Below are 19,746 nucleotides of genomic sequence, written 5' to 3'. Positions count from 1 at the left end.
TTTCTTTGCAGATGGGCAAGCCGGCATTGTTGCGCTGCAATATCGCACGCGCTAACCATTGTCCCAGCCCATGACGACCGCCCAATGATGACCACTGGGGAGCCCGCCTCGTGCCGATCGCCAAAATCCTCGTCGCCAACCGCTCCGAGATCGCCATCCGCGTGTTTCGGGCGGCCAACGAACTCGGCCTGAAGACGGTCGCGATCTGGGCGGAGGAGGACAAATATTCGCTGCATCGCTTCAAGGCCGACGAGAGCTACCAGGTTGGGCGCGGGCCGCATCTGACAGCCGATCTCGGGCCCATCGAAAGCTATCTGTCGATCCCCGAAATCATGCGCGTGGCGAAACTGTCGAGTGCGGACGCCGTCCATCCCGGCTACGGGCTCCTTTCGGAAAGCCCCGAATTCGCCGAGGCCTGCGCCGAAAACGGTCTCGTCTTCATCGGTCCGAAGCCCCAGACCATGCGACGCCTCGGCAACAAGGTCGCTGCGCGCAACCTGGCAATGGAGGTCGGCGTCCCGGTGATACCGGCGACCGAGCCCCTGCCGGACGACCCTTCGGAAATCGCGCGGATGGCCGAAGCGATCGGCTATCCCATGATGCTGAAGGCCTCCTGGGGCGGCGGCGGGCGCGGCATGCGCGTCATCCGGTCCGAAGCCGATCTTTCCCGCGAGGTCATGGAAGGCAAGCGCGAGGCGAAGGCTGCCTTCGGCAAGGACGAGGTCTATCTGGAAAAGCTGGTCGAGCGCGCCCGCCATGTCGAGGTCCAGATCCTCGGCGACACGCACGGTAACATCGTCCATCTCTTCGAGCGCGACTGCTCCATCCAGCGCCGCAACCAGAAGGTCGTCGAGCGCGCGCCGGCGCCCTACCTGAACGACGCCGAGCGCCAGGAACTCTCCGGCCACGCGCTGAAGATCGCCGGGGCGACGAGCTATATCGGCGCCGGCACGGTCGAGTTCCTCATGGATGCCGACACCGGCAAGTGCTATTTCATCGAGGTCAATCCGCGCATCCAGGTCGAGCACACGGTGACCGAGGAAGTGACCGGTATCGACATCGTCAAGGCGCAGATCCGCATCCTCGACGGCTTCGCCATCGGCACGCCCGAATCCGGCGTGCCGCCGCAGGGCGAGATCAGGTTGAACGGCAACGCGTTGCAGTGCCGTATCACGACCGAGGACCCGGAGCAGAACTTCATCCCCGATTACGGCCGCATCACCGCTTACCGCGGCGCGACCGGCTTCGGCATAAGGCTTGACGGCGGCACCGCCTATTCGGGCGCCGTCATCACGCGCTACTATGACCCGCTGCTCGAAAAGGTGACCGCATGGGCGCCGACCGCGCGCGAGGCGATCTCGCGTATGCACCGGGCGCTCCGCGAGTTCCGCATCCGCGGCGTCGCCACCAACCTGACCTTCCTCGAAGCGATCATCACCCACCCGAAATTCCGCGCGAACGACTATACGACGCGCTTCATCGACGAGACGCCGGAACTTTTCACGCGGGTGAAGCGGCAGGACCGCGCCACCAAGCTGTTGAATTATCTCGCCGACGTGACCGTGAACGGCCATCCCGAGACGCGCGGTCGCCCCAAGCCCAAGGCGGACGCCGCGCCACCAATCATCCCCTGGTTCACCGGACCAATCCCGGACGGCACGAAGCAGAAGCTCGACGCGCTCGGCCCTGAAAAATTCGCCGCCTGGCTGCGCGAGCAGAAGCAGGCTCTGGTCACCGACACCACCATGCGCGACGGCCACCAGTCGCTTCTGGCGACGAGGGTGCGCACCTACGACATAGCCCGCATCGCCGGCACCTATGCCCGCGCCCTGCCCGAGCTCCTGTCGCTCGAATGCTGGGGAGGCGCCACCTTCGACGTCGCCATGCGCTTCCTGACCGAAGACCCGTGGGAACGGCTGGCGCTGATCCGCGAGAAGGCGCCCAACATCCTGCTGCAGATGCTTTTGCGCGGGGCCAATGGCGTCGGCTACACCAACTATCCCGACAATGTCGTGAAGCATTTCGTGCAGCAGGCGGCTGCCGGCGGCATCGATCTCTTCCGCGTCTTCGACTGCCTGAACTGGGTCGAGAACATGCGCGTCGCCATGGACGCCGTCGGCGCCGAGGGCAAGTTGATCGAGGCGGCGATGTGCTACACCGGCGACATCCTCGATCCGGAGCGCGCCAAATATGATCTGAAATACTATGTCGGGCTGACCAAGGAACTGGAGGCCGCCGGCGCCCACATCATCGCGGTGAAGGACATGGCAGGGCTGTTGAAGCCTGCGGCCGCGCGCGTCCTTTTCAAGGCGCTGCGCGAGGAAACCGATCTTCCCATCCACTTCCATACACATGACACGTCCGGCATCGCCGGCGCTACCGTGCTCGCGGCGGTAGAGGCGGGCGTCGACGCGATCGATGCCGCGATGGATGCGCTCTCGGGCAATACCTCCCAGCCCTGCCTCGGCTCGATCGTCGAGGCGCTGAAGGGGAGCGAACGCGACCCCGGCCTTGATATGAACTGGGTGCGCCGCATCTCCTTCTACTGGGAGGCCGTGCGCAACCAATACGCCGCCTTCGAGAACGACCTGAAGGGGCCGGCCTCGGAAGTCTATCTGCACGAGATGCCCGGCGGCCAGTTCACCAATCTGAAGGAGCAGGCGCGCGCGCTCGGCCTGGAGACGCGCTGGCACGAGGTCGCAAAGGCGTATCAGGACGTGAACCTTATGTTCGGCGACATCGTCAAGGTGACGCCCTCCTCCAAGGTCGTGGGCGACATGGCGCTGATGATGGTGAGCCAGGATCTGACCGTCGCCGATGTCGAGAACCCGGAGCGCGACATCGCCTTCCCGGATTCGGTCGTCGCCATGCTGCGCGGCGATCTCGGCCAGCCGCCCGGCGGGTGGCCGAAGGCACTGCAGAAGAAGGTCCTGAAGGGTGCCGAACCGAATACCGCGCGCCCCGGCTCGCTTCTTGCCGAAGCCGACCTTTCCGCCAAGCGCACCGAGGCGGAGGAGAAGGTCGGCCGCGAGCTCAGCGAAGCCGAGTTCGCCTCCTGGCTGATGTACCCGAAGGTCTTCTCCGATTTCGCCGCCGCGATAGCGGAATACGGTCCGGTCTCCGTGCTGCCCACGCCCGTCTATTTCTACGGCATGGCGCCGGAGGACGAGATCTTCGTCGATATCGAGAGGGGCAAGACGCTGGTCATCCGCTGCCTCGCGCTCGGCGACGTCGACGACAAGGGCATGGGCACCGTCTTCTTCGAGTTGAACGGCCAGCCCCGCCGCGTCAAGGTGCCGGACCGCATCCGTGGCGCGTCCGCCGCGCGCGAGCGGCGCAAGGCCGAACCCGGCAACGAAACGCATGTCGGCGCGCCGATGCCGGGCGTCGTCTCCGCGCTCGCCGTGGTCGCCGGGCAGAAGGTGGCGGCCGGCGACGTGCTGCTCTCCATCGAAGCCATGAAGATGGAAACCGCCCTCCACGCCGAGCGCGACGGCGCGATCGCCGAAGTGTTGGTCAAGTCTGGCGACCAGATCGACGCCAAGGATCTGCTGATCGTCTACGGGTGAATACGCGGAGCCATGCCGGTCGTTACCACGCCCGCCGAAACGCCTGGTCATTGTCAAAGAACCGGGAAGCGGGACGCGAGGCCGTGCCTTCCGAATATAAATACGTGGCGCGACAATCGCGCCCCGCCGGCGATTTCTGTTCCCGCCTGTTCCGCTGCTCCCCGAGCCTCACCCTGAACCTGCCGGAGGGTAGTCACTCCAAACAGATTCAGCGCTCGTCCCGGGGTCTGTGTGCCTCTTTCCGATACGCAGGGGTCATAGTGCCCCCAGGGGAACCTCCAGACGGGACCTCCCCGGCCATGATGCCACGTCAGCATCACAGCGGAGGCGCCGGCTCCTCCCCACGCAATCACCGTCATGATCGGTGTTCCCGATGGGAGGAACTGACAGGGAGTATGGAGGAAGCGCGGAAGGCGTGGATAAAAGGAGAGAAGAAAAATGCGGAAAGCGCGGAGATCAGCGGCTTCCGCAGGCTGACGGGTGCCAGTCTATCCACGTTTAGCGACCAGGCCCGCCCCCCTTCCTCCGATATGGATTCCAGGGTCTCCGCGACGGCCTTCGGCCTGCTCCGCTCTGGAATGACGAGAGTGGAGAGGGCCGCTTCGCTCCTGCCCCGCTCGTGGACAACGAAGGCAAGCACATATCTTTTCCGATTCTTGGCATCTATCTTCCGCCGGCAGCACGCAATACGCATCATCACGCCCGTCGACAGAACAGGACTAGCCTAGCATGATCCCATTGCCCTTCGAACGCGGTGAGTACCGCCGCAGGCTTCAGGCCATCCGCGAAGAGATGGCGCGTCGTGGTCTCGACCTCCTGATCGTCAACGACGTCGCCAACCAGCATTACATTACCGGCTACGACGGATGGTCCTTCTATACGCCGCAGATGGCCCTGGTGCCGCTTGCCGACGAGGAGCCCGTCTGGATAGGCCGCGCCATGGACGCCGCCGGCGGGGTGCTGACGGCATGGATGAAACCGGAAAACGTCGTCGGCTTCCCGGAAGACCATGTCCAGCAACCCGACCGACATCCGATGGACTGGATCGCCGGCTGGATCGGGAAGAAAGGCTGGGGGCGCGGCAATATCGGCATCGAGATGGAAGCCTATTACTATTCGGCGAAGGCCCATGAGCGACTGACGGCCGGCCTGCCCAACGCCACTTTCCACGACGCCAGCCTCATCGTGAACTGGGTTCGCGCCGTCAAGTCGGATGCCGAGATCGCCTATCTGCGCAAGGCCGCGCGGCTCGCCGAGGGGGCTGTCAGCGCCGCCTACGAGATAATCGAGCCGGGCGTGCGCGAATGCGACGCCATCGCGGGCATACAGGCGGCGCAGATCGCCGGCTCGCCGGATTTCGCCGGCGACATCACCGCCCTGCCGCCGACCATACTTGGCGGCGAGAACGCATCCGCGCCGCACATCATGTGGAGCGACCGCCGCTTCGGCGCGAACGAGACCGTCGCGCTGGAACTGGCCGGCGCCGTACGCCGATACACGGCGGGCCTCGCGCGCACGCTTCAGCTCGGCCCCACGCCGGCAAAGGTCGCGGAGACGGGCAAGGCGGTTATCGAAGGAATGGACGCCGTGCTCGGGACCATCCGGCCGGGTGCAGCGGCGGAGGAGGTCGAGGCCGCGTGGCGCAAGGTCATCCAGCGCTACGGCCTGAAAAAGGAATCGCGCATCGGCTACTCGATCGGCGTCGCCTATCCCCCGGACTGGGGCGAGCACACGATCAGCCTGCGGCCGGGCGACAGGACGATCCTCGAGTCGGGCAACGTCCTGCATTCCATCCTCGGCATGTGGATGGATGGCTGGGGGATCGAAGTGAGCGAGACGATCCTCGTCACCGCCGACGGATGTGAAACGCTGACCAAATTCCCGCGCAAGATCCATGTCAAATCCTGACGCCGCCATTGGCGGATGGACACCGAACCGGAGCGTCGGAGGGCGTTTGCGTCATGGCGTCACTTTGGTCCAACACGAAATTGCCCTTTGCCCTTGATCCGGGATTAAACCGATTTAGATTGCCGTTGAAAATCAATTCAGCGGAACATTGAATGGATGCTCCCAACTCGACCGCCCTGGCTGTCCGTGGCCGCTGGTCAGTCGCCGCGGTCTTTCTGGTCAACGGCTTTTTGGTCGGGAGCTGGGCGCCCCAGATTCCGGGGTTCCTCGCGCGTCTCCAGATCACCGAATTCACGCTCGGCCTTCTGATCCTCCTGTTCGGGCTCGGAGCGCTCACCGCCATGCCCTGGTGCGGCACGCTGATCGGCCGTTTCGGCTCGCGCCGCGTCATCGAGATATTCGGCGCGGTCGCCGTCTTCGGCCTGCTTCTGATTGTGCTCGCACCGGACGTTCCGCTTGCTGCGCCGGCGCTCTTCCTCTTCGGGGCGACGGTCGGCGGCATGGATGTCGCCATGAACGCCAACGCCGTCGAGGTCGAGCGGAGGTTGCGGCGCGCGGTAATGTCGTCCTCGCACGGTTTCTGGAGCCTCGGCGGCTTTGCCGGCGGCGGGCTGGGCGGCCTTCTCATCAAGGATGGCGGCGCGCTGCCGCACGCCATCATCGTCACGGTTCTTGCGATTATCGTGTTCATCTTCGCCACACGCGGCCTTGTCACGGAAACGAAGCCCACCATCCGCCAGAGATTCCGCTTTTCCCCGCCCAAAAACCCCGCCGTCTATCTCATCGGCATCATGGCGCTCTTCTCCATGATCCCGGAGGGTGCGGTGCTCGACTGGGCAGCACTCTACCTGAAGCAGGAACTCGGCGCCGGCATAGCGACCGCCGGCCTCGCCTTTGCCGCCTTCTCCGGCACGATGGCGCTGATGCGTTTCGCGGGGGACGCAGTACGCAACCGCTTCGGCGCGGTGGCGACCTTGCGTGTCTCGGCGCTGATCGCGGCGACCGGCATGCTCGTCGGCGGCTTCGCGCCTAGCGCGTGGGTCGCCGTGTTTGCCTTTGCCTTCTCCGGCTTCGGCATCGCCAATATGGTGCCGATCGCCTTTTCAGCGGCCGGCAACCAGCCCGGCCTGTCGCCCGGCGTGGGGCTCAGCACGGTTACCGTGATGGGCTATTCCGGCATCCTGCTCGCGCCGTCGATCATCGGCTTCATCGGCCAGCATGTCGGCTTCTCGCCGGCCTTCATCGGCGTCTCGGTGCTGCTGATCGTCGTCTTCCTCATGGCCGGGCTTGCCCGCGCCGCCGATATGCCGGCGGTGTCGGTCTGAGCGGTTTTTATGGTGCGTCCTTCGAGGCTCGCTACGCTCGCACCTCAGGATGAGGGAGGTGAGTGCCAACCTCGCGATATCAAGTTCTGAAAGGTTTGAAAGTTGTGAGACGCTGCAGCACATCAGGATTTTGGGATGGCGACCACAAACCTCCCTCATCCTGAGGTGCTCCGCGAAGCGGAGCCTCGAAGGACGCACGGACGTATAGCGGCTTCAAATATCCGTGTAGCGCTTCAGTTCGGCGAAAAGGAAATCCACGACACGCCTTATGCGCGCGGATGTTCGCACATCCCGATGCATGGCGAGCCAGACCGGCAGGGCCGGCAAAGACATGTCGGGCAGGATCACCTCCACTTGCGGGTCCCTCACGGCAAGCGGAAGCTGGCCGAAGCCGATGCCGTTGCCGGCGCGCACCGCCTCCCAGCCGACGATCTGGTTGTCGGCGCGGAAACGGAAGGCGTGCCGGTCGAGCCTGATGCCGAGCGCGCCGAACGCGTCGATGACGATGGAACTGCGATCGAAGCCGATCAGATCGTACGAGGGCAGTTCCTCGACGGATCTCGGCCGGCCGCGCCGATCAAGATAGGAAATCGCCGCGCAGGCGCAAAGCGGAATGTCCGTCACCCTGCGTGCAATTAGGTCCTGCTGCGCCGGCTCGACCATGCGGATGGCGATATCGGCATCGCGGCGGAGCAGGTTCTCGACCTGGTTGCTGGCGACGATCTCGATCTCGATCGACGGTTCCGCCTCGCCGAGCCGCGCGATCATCGGCGGCAGCACATAGGCGGAAACCACCTCGCTCGCCGCGATACGCACCGTGCCGGATACCGCTTCCGTCGAGGCGCCGAGCGCCGTCCGCATGAAAGCGTTCGCCCGGTCCGACACCTCTTCCGCCCGCGCCAGCAGCGCCAGCCCGTCATCGGTCAGTTCGTAGCCCGCGCGGCCGCGCCGGAAGAGCTTGAGCCCGGTCGCCCGCTCCAGTTCCGCGACGTGACGTCCAAGCGTCGGCTGGCTTCCGCCCAATTGCCGTGCGGCCGCCGACAGGCTGCCGGTCTGCGCGACGGCGACAAAGCTTCGGATTAGGTTCCAGTCGAGTTCCTGCATATTCAAGAATGAATATCAGGCCATCGTGTATAGTCAATTTCCAGACATTTATGGATGGGCGATATTCCATGCATCAACACGAGCACGGAGATATCCAATGACCAAGATCGCTGTTCTAGGTGCACGCGGCCGGATCGGCCGGGCCGTCGCCAAGGCCTTCATCGATGCCGGCTACGAAGTCCGCGGCGTTACGCGCGACGGAAAATTGCCGGAAGAACTCGCCGGCGCCATCGGCGTCGCCGCCGACGCGCTCGATCGCAATTCGCTCATCGCGGCCACCGAAGGCGTCGACATCGTCTTCAACGGGCTCTCCCCGGTATATTCGGACTGGAGCACCTGCCTGCCCATGGCGGAAAACGTCATGGGCGCCTGTGCGGAGAACGGTGCGCTGCATCTTTTTCCAGGCACGGTCTATAATTTCGGCTCGCCGATCCCGGCGATCATCACGGAAGACACGCCCCAGAACCCGACGACCGAAAAGGGCCGTATCCGTGTCGCCATGGAGGAACTGTTCCGCCGTGAGGCCGAGGCCGACCGCGTCCACACCGCTATCCTCCGCGCCGGAGATTTCTTCGGCGGCAAGGGCACCGGCGCGTGGTTCGACCTGGTTGTGGCGTCGAAGTTCGGGAAGGGCGTCTATACCGCGCCCGGTAAGGTAGACCTCGTCCATGAATGGGCCTATCTCCCCGATCTCGCCGCCGCCTTCGTCGCGCTCGCCGACAATCGCGACAAACTCGGCGCGTTCGAGTGCTTCAATTTCGCCGATCATGCCGTGACCGACCTTGCGATGAAGGCGGCGGCGCAGAGTGCGCTCGGCGAATGTCTCGAACTGGCCTCGATGCCCTGGTGGGTTCTGAGGCTCGGCAGCCCCTTCAATCCGATGTGGAAGGCTATCGTCTCGATGTCCTATCTGCGCTTCGAGCCGCACCGGCTCGCGCCGGGAAGGCTCGCCGATATCGTCGGCCACGTCCCGCACACCTCGCTTGAAAAGGCGGTTGCGGGAGCGATAGCCGATCTGGGGATCGTCCCTGAAAAGAGAAGGCTCGCCGCCTGAACGGCGACGAACCGCTTCAAGCATGAACTTCGCCGCCCCCGAGTTTCACGGACCTGGGGCGGCGAGGCCGCGTCATATCCTGCCGAGCAGGACCAGGATGATGAGAATGACCAGGATGATGCCGACGATACCCGACGGCCCGTAGCCCCAGCCGCGGGAATAAGGCCAGCTCGGCACCGCGCCGAGCAGGATGAGGATAAGGATGATGATCAGTATTGTGCCGAGTGTCATCGGGAATCCCCTTTTGAAAACAAGCTCACGGCACAACAATGCGCGACAGCCCGTCGCAGTTCCCAAACCTTCAGCGCGACGTCCAACGAGGCACGGGGAATACGCCCACCCCTAACCCCTCCCCACAAGGGGAAGGGAGACGCTGGCATATCGTCCCGGCCTAACATCATCGAAGTTTGCGCTAGGCAACTCCGGGCAAAGTTCCCTCCCCCTTGCGGGAAAGGGTTAGGGGTGGGGGTGAGCAGCCGTTCAAGCCTGAATTCTGATGGAACAACGGCTCCCGTCAGGCTCCGGCAGTCCTCTACTCCGCCGCCTTCGGGAAGGCCGTCACGTGGTCGTCGCCGGTGACCGGCACCGGGTTGGCGTCGGGCGTGGCTTCCGCCTTTCCGCGCCGGAAGAGCCGCGCGAACAGGCCGCGACGCCCCTTCTCGCGCGGTTTGCCGCGGGTGAAGACCATTAGCGCCGACGGCGTGACGATCAGGGTCAGCACCGTGGAGAAGGCGAGGCCGAAAACGATGGCGCTCGACAGCGATATCCACCATTGCGTGGAAGGCGCGCCAAAGGTCGTCTCGTGGTTCAGAAGCTCCAGATTGACGCCAAACGCGATCGGCAAGACGCCGAGGATGGCGGTCACGGCCGTGAGCACCACCGGCCGCGCGCGCTCGCGGCAGGTCTGCAGCACCGCGTCAAGCTTCTCCCAGCCTTCGAGCCGCAGCCGGTCATAGGTGTCGATGAGAACGATATTGTTGTTCACCACCACCCCGGCGAGCGCAATGACGCCGATACCCGTCATCACCACGCCGAAGGGCTGACCCATGATGATGAGGCCGAGGAACACCCCGATCGTGGACATCACCACAGCCGACAACACCAGCCACACGCTGGTGAAATTGTTGAACTGGGCGAGCAGCACGATGAAGATCAGGAACATCGCCGCGCCGAAGGCCTTGCTCAGGAAGGCGCTCGCTTTGTCGCGCTCCTCGTCGGAGCCGGCCAGCTTCCAGTGCGTGTTGCCGAGATCCATCTTCGCCAGGTTCTGCGTCACCTTCTGCTGGATCTCGGCGACCTGAACACCCTCGCGCACATTGGCCTGCACGGTCACCGTCCGCTGCCCGTCGATCCGGTTCAGGATGCCGATCTTCCGTGCGGCGTCACGCGTGACGAAGTTCGAGATCGGCACCGAACCTTCGGCCGTCTGGATGCGCAATTCGTCGAGCGTGGCGAGCGTACGCCGGTTCTCCGGCAGCCTCAGCCTGATATCGACGGAATCGTCCGCGTCCGCCGGCCGGTATTCGGAAAGCTTGAGACCGTCGGTGACGAGTTGCACCACGCTGCCGACCGTCGCCGGGCTGACGCCGTACTGTGCCGCCTTGCCGCGGTCGACATTGATCTCCCAGTCGATGCCGGGCGGCGACAGGCCGTTGTCGATATCGACCACGTCGGGGATGGTCGCAAGCATGGCCGCGACCTTCTTCGCCTGGTCATTGAGTCCGGCGGGATCCTGCGCGGAGAGCCTGACCTGGATCGCCTTGCCGGTCGGCGGACCGGCTTGCGGGACCTGCACCTCGACTTCGGCACCCGGAATGCCCTTCATCGCGGTGCGCAGATCGGCGAGGATATCGTTGGCCGGTTTGCGCTCGCGCCAGTCGATGAACTCGTACTGGATGACGCCGATCACGTCCTCGGCTACGTCGCTGGCGCTGCCGGTTGCCTTGCCGACGCGCGTATAGACCGTCTTGATGCCCGGCCAGCCGAGGATGCGCTTTTCCGCCTTGGTGACGATCGCGTCCTTCTCGGCGAGCGATAGATTGCCTCGCGCATGAACGTAGAGCAGGCCGTAATCGGGCTCGACATTCGGGAAGAACTCGACGCCCTTGCCCTCGCGGAAATATGCGACCGGCACCGCGATCAGCAGCGCCAGGCCAAGCGCCAGCACGGTTTTCGGATGCTTAACCGCGCGCCTGACCAGCGCCATGTACCAGCCGTCGCCCTGATGCCCGCTTTCAGGATGCGGTTTGCCGAACATGGCGCCCAGCGTCGGCGTGAAGACGAGTGCGTAGAGCATCGAGGCGCCGAGTGTGACGATCAGCGTGATCGGCATGTATTTCATGAACTCGCCGACGATGCCCGGCCAGAAAAGGAGCGGTGAGAAGGCCGCGATGCGCGTCATTGTCGCCGCGATCACCGGCCCGGCCATGCGCTTGGCGGCGAGCGCATAGGCATCTTCCTTGTTCATGCCTTCCGCCATGCGCCTCTCGGCGAACTCGGTGACGATGATGGCATCGTCCACCAGCATGCCGACAGCGAGGATCAGACTGAACAGCACGACGATGTTGACCGTCAGCCCGAACAGCGAAAGCAGCAATATGCCGAGCAGGAAGGAAGACGGGATCGCCATGCCGATCAACAGCGAGGCACGGCCCGACAATGCGTATAAGATGACGATGAAGACCAGCACCACCGCCGTCAGCACGCTGTTCTGCAGGTCGCTCAGCAACTGGCGGATGGTGGTCGACTTGTCCTGGCTGAACGAGACCACCGCACCCTTGGGCAGCGATTGGCCGAACTCGTTCGCAACCTTCTTCACCGCGTCGATCGTCTCGATCAGATTGGCGCCGGTACGCTTGGAGACCTCGACGGCGATGGCCGGCTTGCCGTTCAGCCGCGTGATGGTCTCGGCGTCCTTGTAGGTCGAGCGGATCGTGGCGAGGTCCCGCGCCTTGACGATGGCGTTCGGCCCGGCGACGACCGGCAGGTTCGCCACATCCTCGGCCGTCTCGATCAGCGAAGGCACCTTGACGGCATAGCTGCCCTCGTCGCCGGAGAGCGCTCCCGCCGCGACTAGGCTGTTGCTGGAATGGACCGCCGAAATCAACTGGTCGAGGCGGATATCGTAGGAAGCGAGCTTGACCGGATCGACGATGACCTCGACGAGGTCGTCGCGCGCGCCCTGAAGGTTCGCATCGAGCACGCCCGGCACATTTTCCTTGATCCGGTCACGCAATTCGCGCGCCGCCGCCGTCATCACGCGCTCGGGGATGTCGCCCGAAAGCGTCACCACCAGCACAGGGAATTCCGACAGGTTCACCTCGGAGATGATCGGCTCGTCGGCATCTTGCGGAATGTCGGCCTTGGCGTTCTGCACCTTGGCGCGCACATCTTCGAGCGAGATCGAGATATCGGTTCCCGGCTGGAATTCGGCGAGCACATAGCCGCCGCCCTGATAGGCCGACGCGCGCAGTTCCTTGAGGTTCTTCAGGTTCTTCATCTGCGTCTCGAGCGGACGCAGGATCAGCCGTTCGGCGTCTTCCGGCGAAATCCCCTGATAGGGGACGTTCACATAGATGATCGGAATCTGGACGTCGGGCTCCGCCTCCTTCGGGATCGACTGGTAGGCGAGCGCGCCAGCCACGATGAAGAAGAACAGGATGGAAAGCGTCAGTCGCGCATTCCGTATGGCTATGCCTACGATATCCATGCGCTACTCGGTCCCGACGGCCTGGGCTGTGAGGTTCTTTATGGTCGCTTCATCCGCCTCGACGGCATGGACCTTCTCGCCTTCCTTCACCAGGTCCTGGCCGGCGACGATGACACGCGCGTCCTTCGGAATGCCGCCGAGCGCCAGCGCATGCGCCATGTCATCGACGATGTCGATCGGGTAAAAAGCGACGATGCCGTCCGGACCGACCGCGCGGATGCCTAGATCGCCCTTGGCGCTCAGCGTCACGACCGAACGCGGCAGGATGGTCGCGCTGACCGGCTCCCCACGCAGCGTGACCTCGGCCGTCATGCCGGCCGGAATCTTGAAATCGGGATTGGAAATGGCGACCTCGACGCGGAAAGTGCGCGTGGCGGTGGCTGCCTCGCGGCTGATATAGCGGATCGTACCCTTCACCGAACGGCCATCGATCAGCCTGATATCCGCCTCGTCGCCGAGCCTTATATGATCGAGATCGCGTTCGCTCACCTCGCCGGCGGCGATGACGGGATCGAGCGCGAGGATCGTCGCCACCTCGGCCCCGACCTGCACCGAACTGCCCTTCTCGACCGGCACCTTGTCGATGAGCCCGTCGAAAGGCGCACGCACTTCGGTCTTGTCTTCCTCCGCCTTCGCCGCTTCGAGCTGCGAGCGTGCGGTCGAGAGTGCCGAGCGGGCGCTGTCGAGCGTCAGCTTGGCCATGTTGCCCGTCTTGGCCAGCCTTTCGGCCGCCGCCATCTCCGCTTCCCGCTGCGCAACGACCTGCCTGGCCATATCGACGGCGGCGATCTTGTCGGCGTTGTCGAGCGAGAGGATCAGATCGCCCTCTTTCACCCGCTGCCCTTCCTTGACGGGAAGCTTCGTGATGACACCGATGGCACGCGTGCCGAGCACCGCGCGCTTGTCCGCCTCGGTGTGGCCGGCGATGCGGATGGCGCGCGCATGCATTTCCCTCGGCGCGTCGATGACGCCGACCGTGCGAACGGGAGCCGGCTTTTCCGCCGTCGTCTCCGACGTCTTCGCCGCTTCTTGCGAGGCGCTGCCGACCGAGGCCATCTCTCCGGTCAGCACCCATGCCGCGGCGATCGCGAACACGACGAAGGCCGCCAGCTTGTGGAAGGGTATCTTTGGCATGAATGGTTTCCGTGTGCCGATCCGTCCCGATCGTTCCGCTACACGCGGCAGGCGGCGGATATGGGTGGCCCGGGCAGGGCGTTCAATGCTCTCAGCGCTCAAATCGCCGGGGCAAGCCTCATACTCCAAAGCCTGGTTTCAAAAAAGCCGCCGGCATGACACTCCTGCCAGTTACCGTCAGCCCTGCTTCGCGCTCTGTCGGCGAATCATCCGCTTCTTTCGGACGACCCTCCAGACCTGCAACACAACGACACTGGCTGCATCCTCGCCAATGCGTGGAGCTGCCTCGTGCCGAACATGTCGGCTACCCTTACGGCATCCGACCTTCGGACAGATTGACAAATTCTGTCATTTTGTCAACTCTACCAAAAAGCGGGATTGAAAATTGAACGAAATTCTGGAGCTCGTTGCCGATCGCAAGCGCGCCCGCATCATGGAGGCGGCGCTGAAGCTGGCGCTCGCCTACGGTTATTCACGCACGACGATGGACGACATCGCGCGTGCCGCCGAGATGTCCCGTCCGGCGCTCTACCTGCTTTTCAGGAACAAGACCGAAATCTATCGCGAGATCGCCGCGCTCACCATGCAAGGCTGTATCGAAACCACGCGAAGGGCGCTGATGGCGGGCGGAAGCTTTCGCGAGAAGCTCGAACGGGCGATCAACGAGGCGATGTTCGAATGCCTGCGTCCCTTTACCGAATCTCCGCACGGCGTCGAACTCCTCGACCTCAAGAACAGCCTGGCGGCGGATCTTGTCGAGAACTTTCGTTGCAAAACCTGCGCCCTCTTCGCGCAAACCGTACGCGAGGAGGCTGACGCAAACCGGGTCGACCTCGCAGCATGCGATCTTTCGCCGGAGAAGATCGCCGCCATGCTGATGGACGCCCTGGAGGGTATGCGGCTGCGGCTGCCCGACGTCGCCGGAAGGCAGGAAGCGGCCACCGCGCTGGTCAAAATCATCTCGCGCGCCTTGCGGGCCTAGAGAACCGCGGCGTCTACGCCGCCGTCCAGCCGCCGTCGACCGAGATGGTCGTGCCGGTCACCTGCGCCGCCGCATCCGAGCAGAGATAAAGCACCGCACCGGCGATCTGTTCCACCGTGGCGAACTGTTTGGACGGCTGCTTTTCCAGGATGATGTCGCGCACCACCGCCTCGCGATCCATGCCCGGATGTTCCTTCATCCGGTCCTTGATCTGGATCTCCACTAGCGGCGTATGCACAAAGCCGGGGCAGACCGCGTTCGAGGTGACGCCGCTGCCCGCCATCTCCAGCGCCACCGTCTTGGTGAACCCGACGACGCCGTGCTTGGCCGCCACATAGGCGCTCTTGTTGGGCGAAGCGCGCAGCCCGTGCGCCGAGGCGATATTGACGATCCGCCCCCAGCCCGCCTTCTTCATCAGCGGCACCGCGACCGCCGTGGTGTGGAAAGCGGAAGAAAGATTGATCGCGATGATCGCGTCCCATTTGTCGATCGGGAAACTCTCCACAGGCGAGACATGCTGGATACCGGCATTGTTGACGAGAATATCGACCGAGCCGAACTTCGCTACGGCCTGCGCGACCAGGTCGCGGCATTCCGCCGGCTTCGCCATGTCGGCCTTGATGTAGGCGCATTCCACCGAATGCTTTTTCGCCAGATCGGCCGCGAGCTTGTGATCTACCTCGCTGTCTGTGAAGGAATTGAGCACGACGTTGCAGCCGCTGCCGGCCAGCGCCTCGGCGATCGCCAGCCCGATACCGGAATTGGAGCCGGTGACGATGGCGGTCTTTCTGGAACTCATGGCGCGATCCTCCGTGGCACGAAATTTTGCATTGCAGCAAAGATGGAATAGGCCCGCCGTCACCGCGCCGTCAACATGGCGCTCAATCGGGGTGCGACGCCGCGAGAGTTGACAGAAAGCCCGCCCTGCGTCACGTCAAGGCCGGCTGCAGCATTGTGAAGGCATTCCGAAGGGGTGCCGGAAACCTGGAACCCGAAATGACAGCCTATCTCGCTTCTCCCCTTGCGCGCAGGGCGTCGGTCGCCGTCGATGTCGGCGGCGTCAAGGTCGGCGGCGACGCACCCGTCGTCGTCCAGTCGATGACCAATACCGACACGGCCGATGTCGATTCCACCGTCGCGCAGGTGGCGGCACTCCACCGCGCCGGTTCGGAACTGGTGCGCATCACGGTCGATCGTCCCGAGAGTGCCGACGCCGTGCCGCGCATCCGCGACCGGCTGGCGAGGCTCGGCATAAACGTTCCGCTCATCGGCGACTTCCACTATATCGGCCACAAGCTTCTCGCCGACTATCCGGCCTGTGCCGAAGCGCTTGCCAAATACCGCATCAATCCGGGAAATGTCGGCTTCCGCGAAAAGCGCGACCGCCAGTTCGGCGCCATCGTCGAAACGGCGATCCGCTACGGCAAGCCGGTCAGGATCGGCGTCAATTGGGGCTCGCTCGACCAGGAACTCCTGACCCGCCTGATGGACGAGAACCAGAAGAAGGGCTCGCCCATGACAGCGCAGGAAGTGACGCGCGAGGCGATCGTACAGTCCGCGCTGCTTTCGGCCGAGCTTGCCGAGGAGATAGGGCTTCCTCGCAATCGCATCATCCTCTCGGCCAAGGTCAGCCAGGTGCAGGACCTCATCGCGGTCTATGCCGAGCTTGCCCGCCGCTCGAACCACGCGCTGCATCTTGGCCTCACCGAAGCCGGCATGGGCTCGAAGGGCATCGTCGCCTCTTCCGCGGCGATGGGCATTCTCCTGCAGCAAGGCATAGGCGACACGATCCGCATTTCACTGACGCCGGAGCCTGGCGGCGACCGCACGCGCGAGGTGCAGGTGGCGCAGGAGCTTCTCCAGACCATGGGCTTTCGACAGTTCGTGCCGGTCGTCGCGGCCTGCCCCGGCTGCGGACGCACCACCTCGACCGTCTTCCAGGAACTGGCGAAGAAGATCGAGGACGATTTGCGCATCAACATGCCGGTATGGCGTGAGCGCTATCCGGGCGTAGAGGAACTGAAGGTCGCGGTGATGGGCTGCATCGTCAACGGACCCGGCGAATCCAAGCATGCCGATATCGGCATCTCGCTTCCCGGCACCGGCGAGACGCCCTCCGCACCCGTCTTCATCGACGGCCGCAAGGCCGCGACGCTGCGCGGCCCCGGCATTGCCGAGGAATTCCAGAAAATGGTGGCCGACTATGTCGAACAGCGGTTCGGACATGGCCGCACCGAGGCAGCGGAGTAGGCCCCGTCCTACCGCCGGGATTACAGCCTGCGCGCTTGCCCTGCTGGCATTGGTGAGCGTTGCACGGGCGGGACCGGAAACGCCGAAGAAACCGGCGGACAACGGCATCGATCGCGTCTGCGCGCTGATCGCGACACAGGCGGACGTACATGCCCTGCCGCGCGACTTCCTGGCGCGGCTGATCTGGAAGGAAAGCCGCTTCAATGCGGACGCCGTCAGCCCCGCCGGCGCGGAGGGCATCGCCCAGTTCATGCCCGGCACCGCCAAGCTGCGCGGCCTCGAAGACTCCTTCGATATCGGCCAGGCAATCCCCGCATCCGCCGCCTACCTGGCCGACCTCAGACGCGCCTACGGCAATCTCGGCCTCGCGGCAGCCGCCTATAATGCCGGCGAAAACCGTGTTTCGCGCTGGCTTGCCTCGGGCGGTTTCCTGCCGATCGAGACGGAGGACTACGTCATCGATATTCTGGGCGAGCCGGTCGACAATTTCACGGACCGCTCCCATCAGGCGACGAACCGGCCGCTCGAACCGGGGAAAGACTTCGAACAGGCCTGCCGCGACCTGCCCGTCATCCTGCGCACGACCGTGCCGATGTCGTCGGTCAATTTGAAGCCGTGGGGCATCCAGGTCGCCGGTAATTTCCGTCGCTCCGCCGCCATAAGGCATTGGCAGCGCGTCCGCGACCGCTTCCCGAAGCTCCTCGCCGGCTACGACATCGTCGTCAGCCGCGTCCGCACCCCCATCGGAAGGCGCGGCATCTACGCCGTCCGCATCGGCGCGGACGATCGCAGGACGGCGAACGAAATCTGCACGAAATTGCGCAGTGTCGGTGGCGCCTGCGTGGTTCTGAGAAACCGGTAGGAAGCTCCTCAGCTCTGACGTTCCGCGACGAACCGTGCGGCGGCGCGCAACGTCTCCGCCGCCTCGCCATAGGGTTCGAGAAGATCGTTCGCCTGGGCGACCAATCCCGCAAGCTGCCGGCGTGTCCATTCCTCGCCGTGGAGCGCTGCAAGCGTCGCCTTGCCCCGGCCCTCGTCCTTGCCTGTCGCCTTGCCCATCGTTTCCGCATCCGAGGTCAGGTCGAGCAGATCGTCCGCAAGCTGGAAGGCGAGCCCGATCGCCGAACCGAAACTTGAAAGCCGCTCGCGGTCGTCGGCCGAGGCGCCGGCGATGATCGCGCCCGATTCCGCCGCGAAGCGGATCAGCGCGCCGGTCTTCATCGCCTGCAGCGTGACGATGCCCTCTTCGTCCGGCGCATCGCACTCGGCTTCGAGGTCGAGCGCCTGCCCGCCCGCCATTCCGCCTGCTCCGGCGGCGGCGGCAAGGGCCGCGACCAGCGCGATTTTGCGTTCGGGCGGCAGATCCGTCTCCACATCCGCGAGGATGGCAAAGGCTTCGGTCAGGAGACTGTCGCCGGCGAGGATGGCAGTGGCCTCGTCGAACGCCTTGTGGACGGTCGGCAGACCGCGCCTCAGATCGTCGTCGTCCATCGCCGGCAGATCGTCATGGATCAGCGAATAGCAATGGACGCATTCGAGCGCCGCGGCGACACGGAGCGCCGCCTCCCCGTCTACCGAGAAAAGCGCCGCGCTTTCCATGACCAGAAATGGCCTGAGCCTCTTGCCGCCGCTGAGCGCACCATGCCGGATCGCCTGCATGAGGCGCCGCGGCCGCGCGATCTCGCCGTTGCGTGTCCGCCCGTCCAGGAGCCGCTCCATGAGCGTCTCGACCTCGGCGGCGCGCGCCGCCAGCACCATCTCGAACGGGATTCTGGAATTCGTCTTCATGGGACGAGCGATGGCGGCAATTGTCGGCGCGGTCAAGTAAGAGCCGACGGCCAGCCGTTGCGCGTCCCGCGATTGGCCTTTATGTCGGATGCGGGAGCACCGGGAATTCCACCGAGCCAATCGAAGCGGGAAGCGAAGCCGGGCATGGCAGCCTATCGGATAGGAACGCGCCGCCGGCGGGGGCAGGCCTTAGGGGGGCGAGCATCGAGCGGCCTGCGGAAATGGCTGCGGCGGCTCGTCATCGCGGTCGTCGTCATCGCGGCAATCCCCGCCTGCCTGACATTCGTCTATGCCATTCCCGGCGTGCACCCCATCTCGACGCTGATGCTGAAGGATCTGGTGACGGGCAAGGGCTACGACCGGCGCTGGGTGTCGCTCGACGCCATCTCGCCGCATCTTGCCTATGCGGTCATCATGTCGGAGGACGGGCAGTTCTGCCGGCATGACGGCATCGACTGGGGCGAACTGAACGCCGTGATCGACGACGCACTCGCCGGCGAGGAGACGCGCGGCGCCTCCACCATCACGATGCAATCGGTGAAGAACCTCTTCCTGTGGCAGGGACGGTCCTTCATCCGCAAGGCCCTTGAGGCGCCGCTGGCGCTCTATTTCGACGCCATCCTCTCCAAGCGGCGCATCATGGAAATCTATCTCAACATCGTCGAATGGGGGCCGGGCATCTATGGCGCGGAGGCGGCGGCGCAATATCATTTCAAGCGTTCGGCCCTCAGCCTGACCCCGCGGCAAGGGGCGCTGTTGGCCGTTACGCTTCCCAATCCGCTCCACCGGCATCCCGCTCATCCCGATCTCGGGCTGCGTCGTCTGGCTTCCCTCATCCTGAGGCGGACCACCCGCTCCGGCGACTATGTCAAGTGCCTGCAGTGAACCGACGGCGGCGGACCACTTTTTTTGCCCCGGATACT

At 64.5% G+C, this 19,746-nt stretch carries 14 protein-coding genes; 8 read left to right on the top strand and 6 right to left on the bottom strand.

Features of this window, described 5'->3' with window-relative positions:
* The first annotated feature begins 110 nt into the window (after window positions 1–110).
* From pyc to RBH77_RS07300, 3 genes are all read left to right on the top strand, one after another.
* Window positions 111–3,569: a pyruvate carboxylase gene (gene pyc / locus RBH77_RS07310; RefSeq protein ID WP_311031482.1), complete on the top strand. Its 3,459-nt coding sequence runs from the start codon at window positions 111–113 to the stop codon at window positions 3,567–3,569.
* Window positions 3,570–4,298: 729 nt separating this feature from the next.
* On the top strand, window positions 4,299–5,477 hold the full coding sequence (locus RBH77_RS07305) for a M24 family metallopeptidase (RefSeq protein ID WP_311031481.1): 1,179 nt from the start codon (window positions 4,299–4,301) through the stop codon (window positions 5,475–5,477).
* Window positions 5,478–5,629: 152 nt separating this feature from the next.
* A complete protein-coding gene (locus tag RBH77_RS07300; RefSeq protein ID WP_311031480.1) occupies window positions 5,630–6,802 on the top strand; it encodes an MFS transporter in 1,173 nt (390 codons plus the stop codon).
* 213 nt (window positions 6,803–7,015) lie between these two features.
* Here RBH77_RS07300 and RBH77_RS07295 read toward each other — a convergent pair whose 3' ends face one another.
* A complete protein-coding gene (locus tag RBH77_RS07295; protein WP_311032450.1) occupies window positions 7,016–7,906 on the bottom strand; it encodes a LysR family transcriptional regulator in 891 nt (296 codons plus the stop codon).
* A 97-nt stretch (window positions 7,907–8,003) separates the two neighbouring features.
* On the opposite strand from RBH77_RS07295, the gene RBH77_RS07290 reads away from it, so the two are divergent.
* Window positions 8,004–8,960 (top strand): NAD-dependent epimerase/dehydratase family protein, encoded by a 957-nt coding sequence (locus RBH77_RS07290; RefSeq protein ID WP_311031479.1) that lies wholly within the window; start codon window positions 8,004–8,006, stop codon window positions 8,958–8,960.
* Window positions 8,961–9,032: 72 nt separating this feature from the next.
* Here the strand turns inward: RBH77_RS07290 and RBH77_RS07285 are convergent, their stop codons facing one another.
* The 3 genes from RBH77_RS07285 to RBH77_RS07275 all read right to left on the bottom strand — a co-directional run bounded on the left by RBH77_RS07285 (window position 9,033) and on the right by RBH77_RS07275 (window position 13,803).
* Window positions 9,033–9,191: a DUF3309 family protein gene (locus RBH77_RS07285; RefSeq protein WP_311031478.1), complete on the bottom strand. Its 159-nt coding sequence runs from the start codon at window positions 9,189–9,191 to the stop codon at window positions 9,033–9,035.
* 301 nt (window positions 9,192–9,492) lie between these two features.
* Window positions 9,493–12,669, bottom strand: a complete 3,177-nt coding sequence (locus RBH77_RS07280; RefSeq protein WP_311031477.1) for an efflux RND transporter permease subunit — start codon at window positions 12,667–12,669, stop codon at window positions 9,493–9,495.
* A gap of 3 nt (window positions 12,670–12,672) precedes the next feature.
* Window positions 12,673–13,803, bottom strand: a complete 1,131-nt coding sequence (locus RBH77_RS07275) for an efflux RND transporter periplasmic adaptor subunit (protein ID WP_311031476.1) — start codon at window positions 13,801–13,803, stop codon at window positions 12,673–12,675.
* A gap of 385 nt (window positions 13,804–14,188) precedes the next feature.
* Here RBH77_RS07275 and RBH77_RS07270 point away from each other — a divergent pair, with 385 nt between their 5' ends.
* Window positions 14,189–14,785 (top strand): TetR/AcrR family transcriptional regulator, encoded by a 597-nt coding sequence (locus tag RBH77_RS07270; RefSeq protein WP_311031475.1) that lies wholly within the window; start codon window positions 14,189–14,191, stop codon window positions 14,783–14,785.
* Between the two features lie 13 nt (window positions 14,786–14,798).
* Here the strand turns inward: RBH77_RS07270 and RBH77_RS07265 are convergent, their stop codons facing one another.
* Entirely contained in the window at window positions 14,799–15,584 is a 786-nt protein-coding gene (locus tag RBH77_RS07265) for a 3-hydroxybutyrate dehydrogenase (protein ID WP_311031473.1), read from the bottom strand.
* A 197-nt stretch (window positions 15,585–15,781) separates the two neighbouring features.
* Between RBH77_RS07265 and ispG the strand changes: the two genes are divergently transcribed.
* Together ispG and RBH77_RS07255 are read left to right on the top strand one after the other, a co-directional pair.
* The gene (gene ispG, locus RBH77_RS07260; protein ID WP_311031472.1) at window positions 15,782–17,035 is read left to right on the top strand and encodes a flavodoxin-dependent (E)-4-hydroxy-3-methylbut-2-enyl-diphosphate synthase; all 1,254 of its coding nucleotides are present in this window, start codon (window positions 15,782–15,784) and stop codon (window positions 17,033–17,035) included.
* Window positions 17,010–17,897: a lytic transglycosylase domain-containing protein gene (locus RBH77_RS07255; protein ID WP_371832847.1), complete on the top strand. Its 888-nt coding sequence runs from the start codon at window positions 17,010–17,012 to the stop codon at window positions 17,895–17,897. The genes ispG and RBH77_RS07255 overlap by 26 nt, the downstream gene beginning before the upstream one ends.
* Window positions 17,898–17,905: 8 nt before the next feature.
* Here RBH77_RS07255 and RBH77_RS07250 read toward each other — a convergent pair whose 3' ends face one another.
* On the bottom strand, window positions 17,906–18,823 hold the full coding sequence (locus RBH77_RS07250) for a polyprenyl synthetase family protein (protein WP_311031470.1): 918 nt from the start codon (window positions 18,821–18,823) through the stop codon (window positions 17,906–17,908).
* Between the two features lie 144 nt (window positions 18,824–18,967).
* Between RBH77_RS07250 and mtgA the strand changes: the two genes are divergently transcribed.
* Window positions 18,968–19,708 (top strand): monofunctional biosynthetic peptidoglycan transglycosylase, encoded by a 741-nt coding sequence (mtgA, locus tag RBH77_RS07245; RefSeq protein ID WP_311031469.1) that lies wholly within the window; start codon window positions 18,968–18,970, stop codon window positions 19,706–19,708.
* Window positions 19,709–19,746: the final 38 nt, after the last annotated feature.

It is taken from the genome of Mesorhizobium koreense (assembly GCF_031656215.1).
In the GTDB taxonomy this organism is placed as follows: domain Bacteria; phylum Pseudomonadota; class Alphaproteobacteria; order Rhizobiales; family Rhizobiaceae; genus Mesorhizobium_L; species Mesorhizobium_L koreense.
The sequence above is the reverse complement of the archived record's forward strand: the minus strand, read 5'-3'. Positions and strand labels throughout refer to the sequence as shown.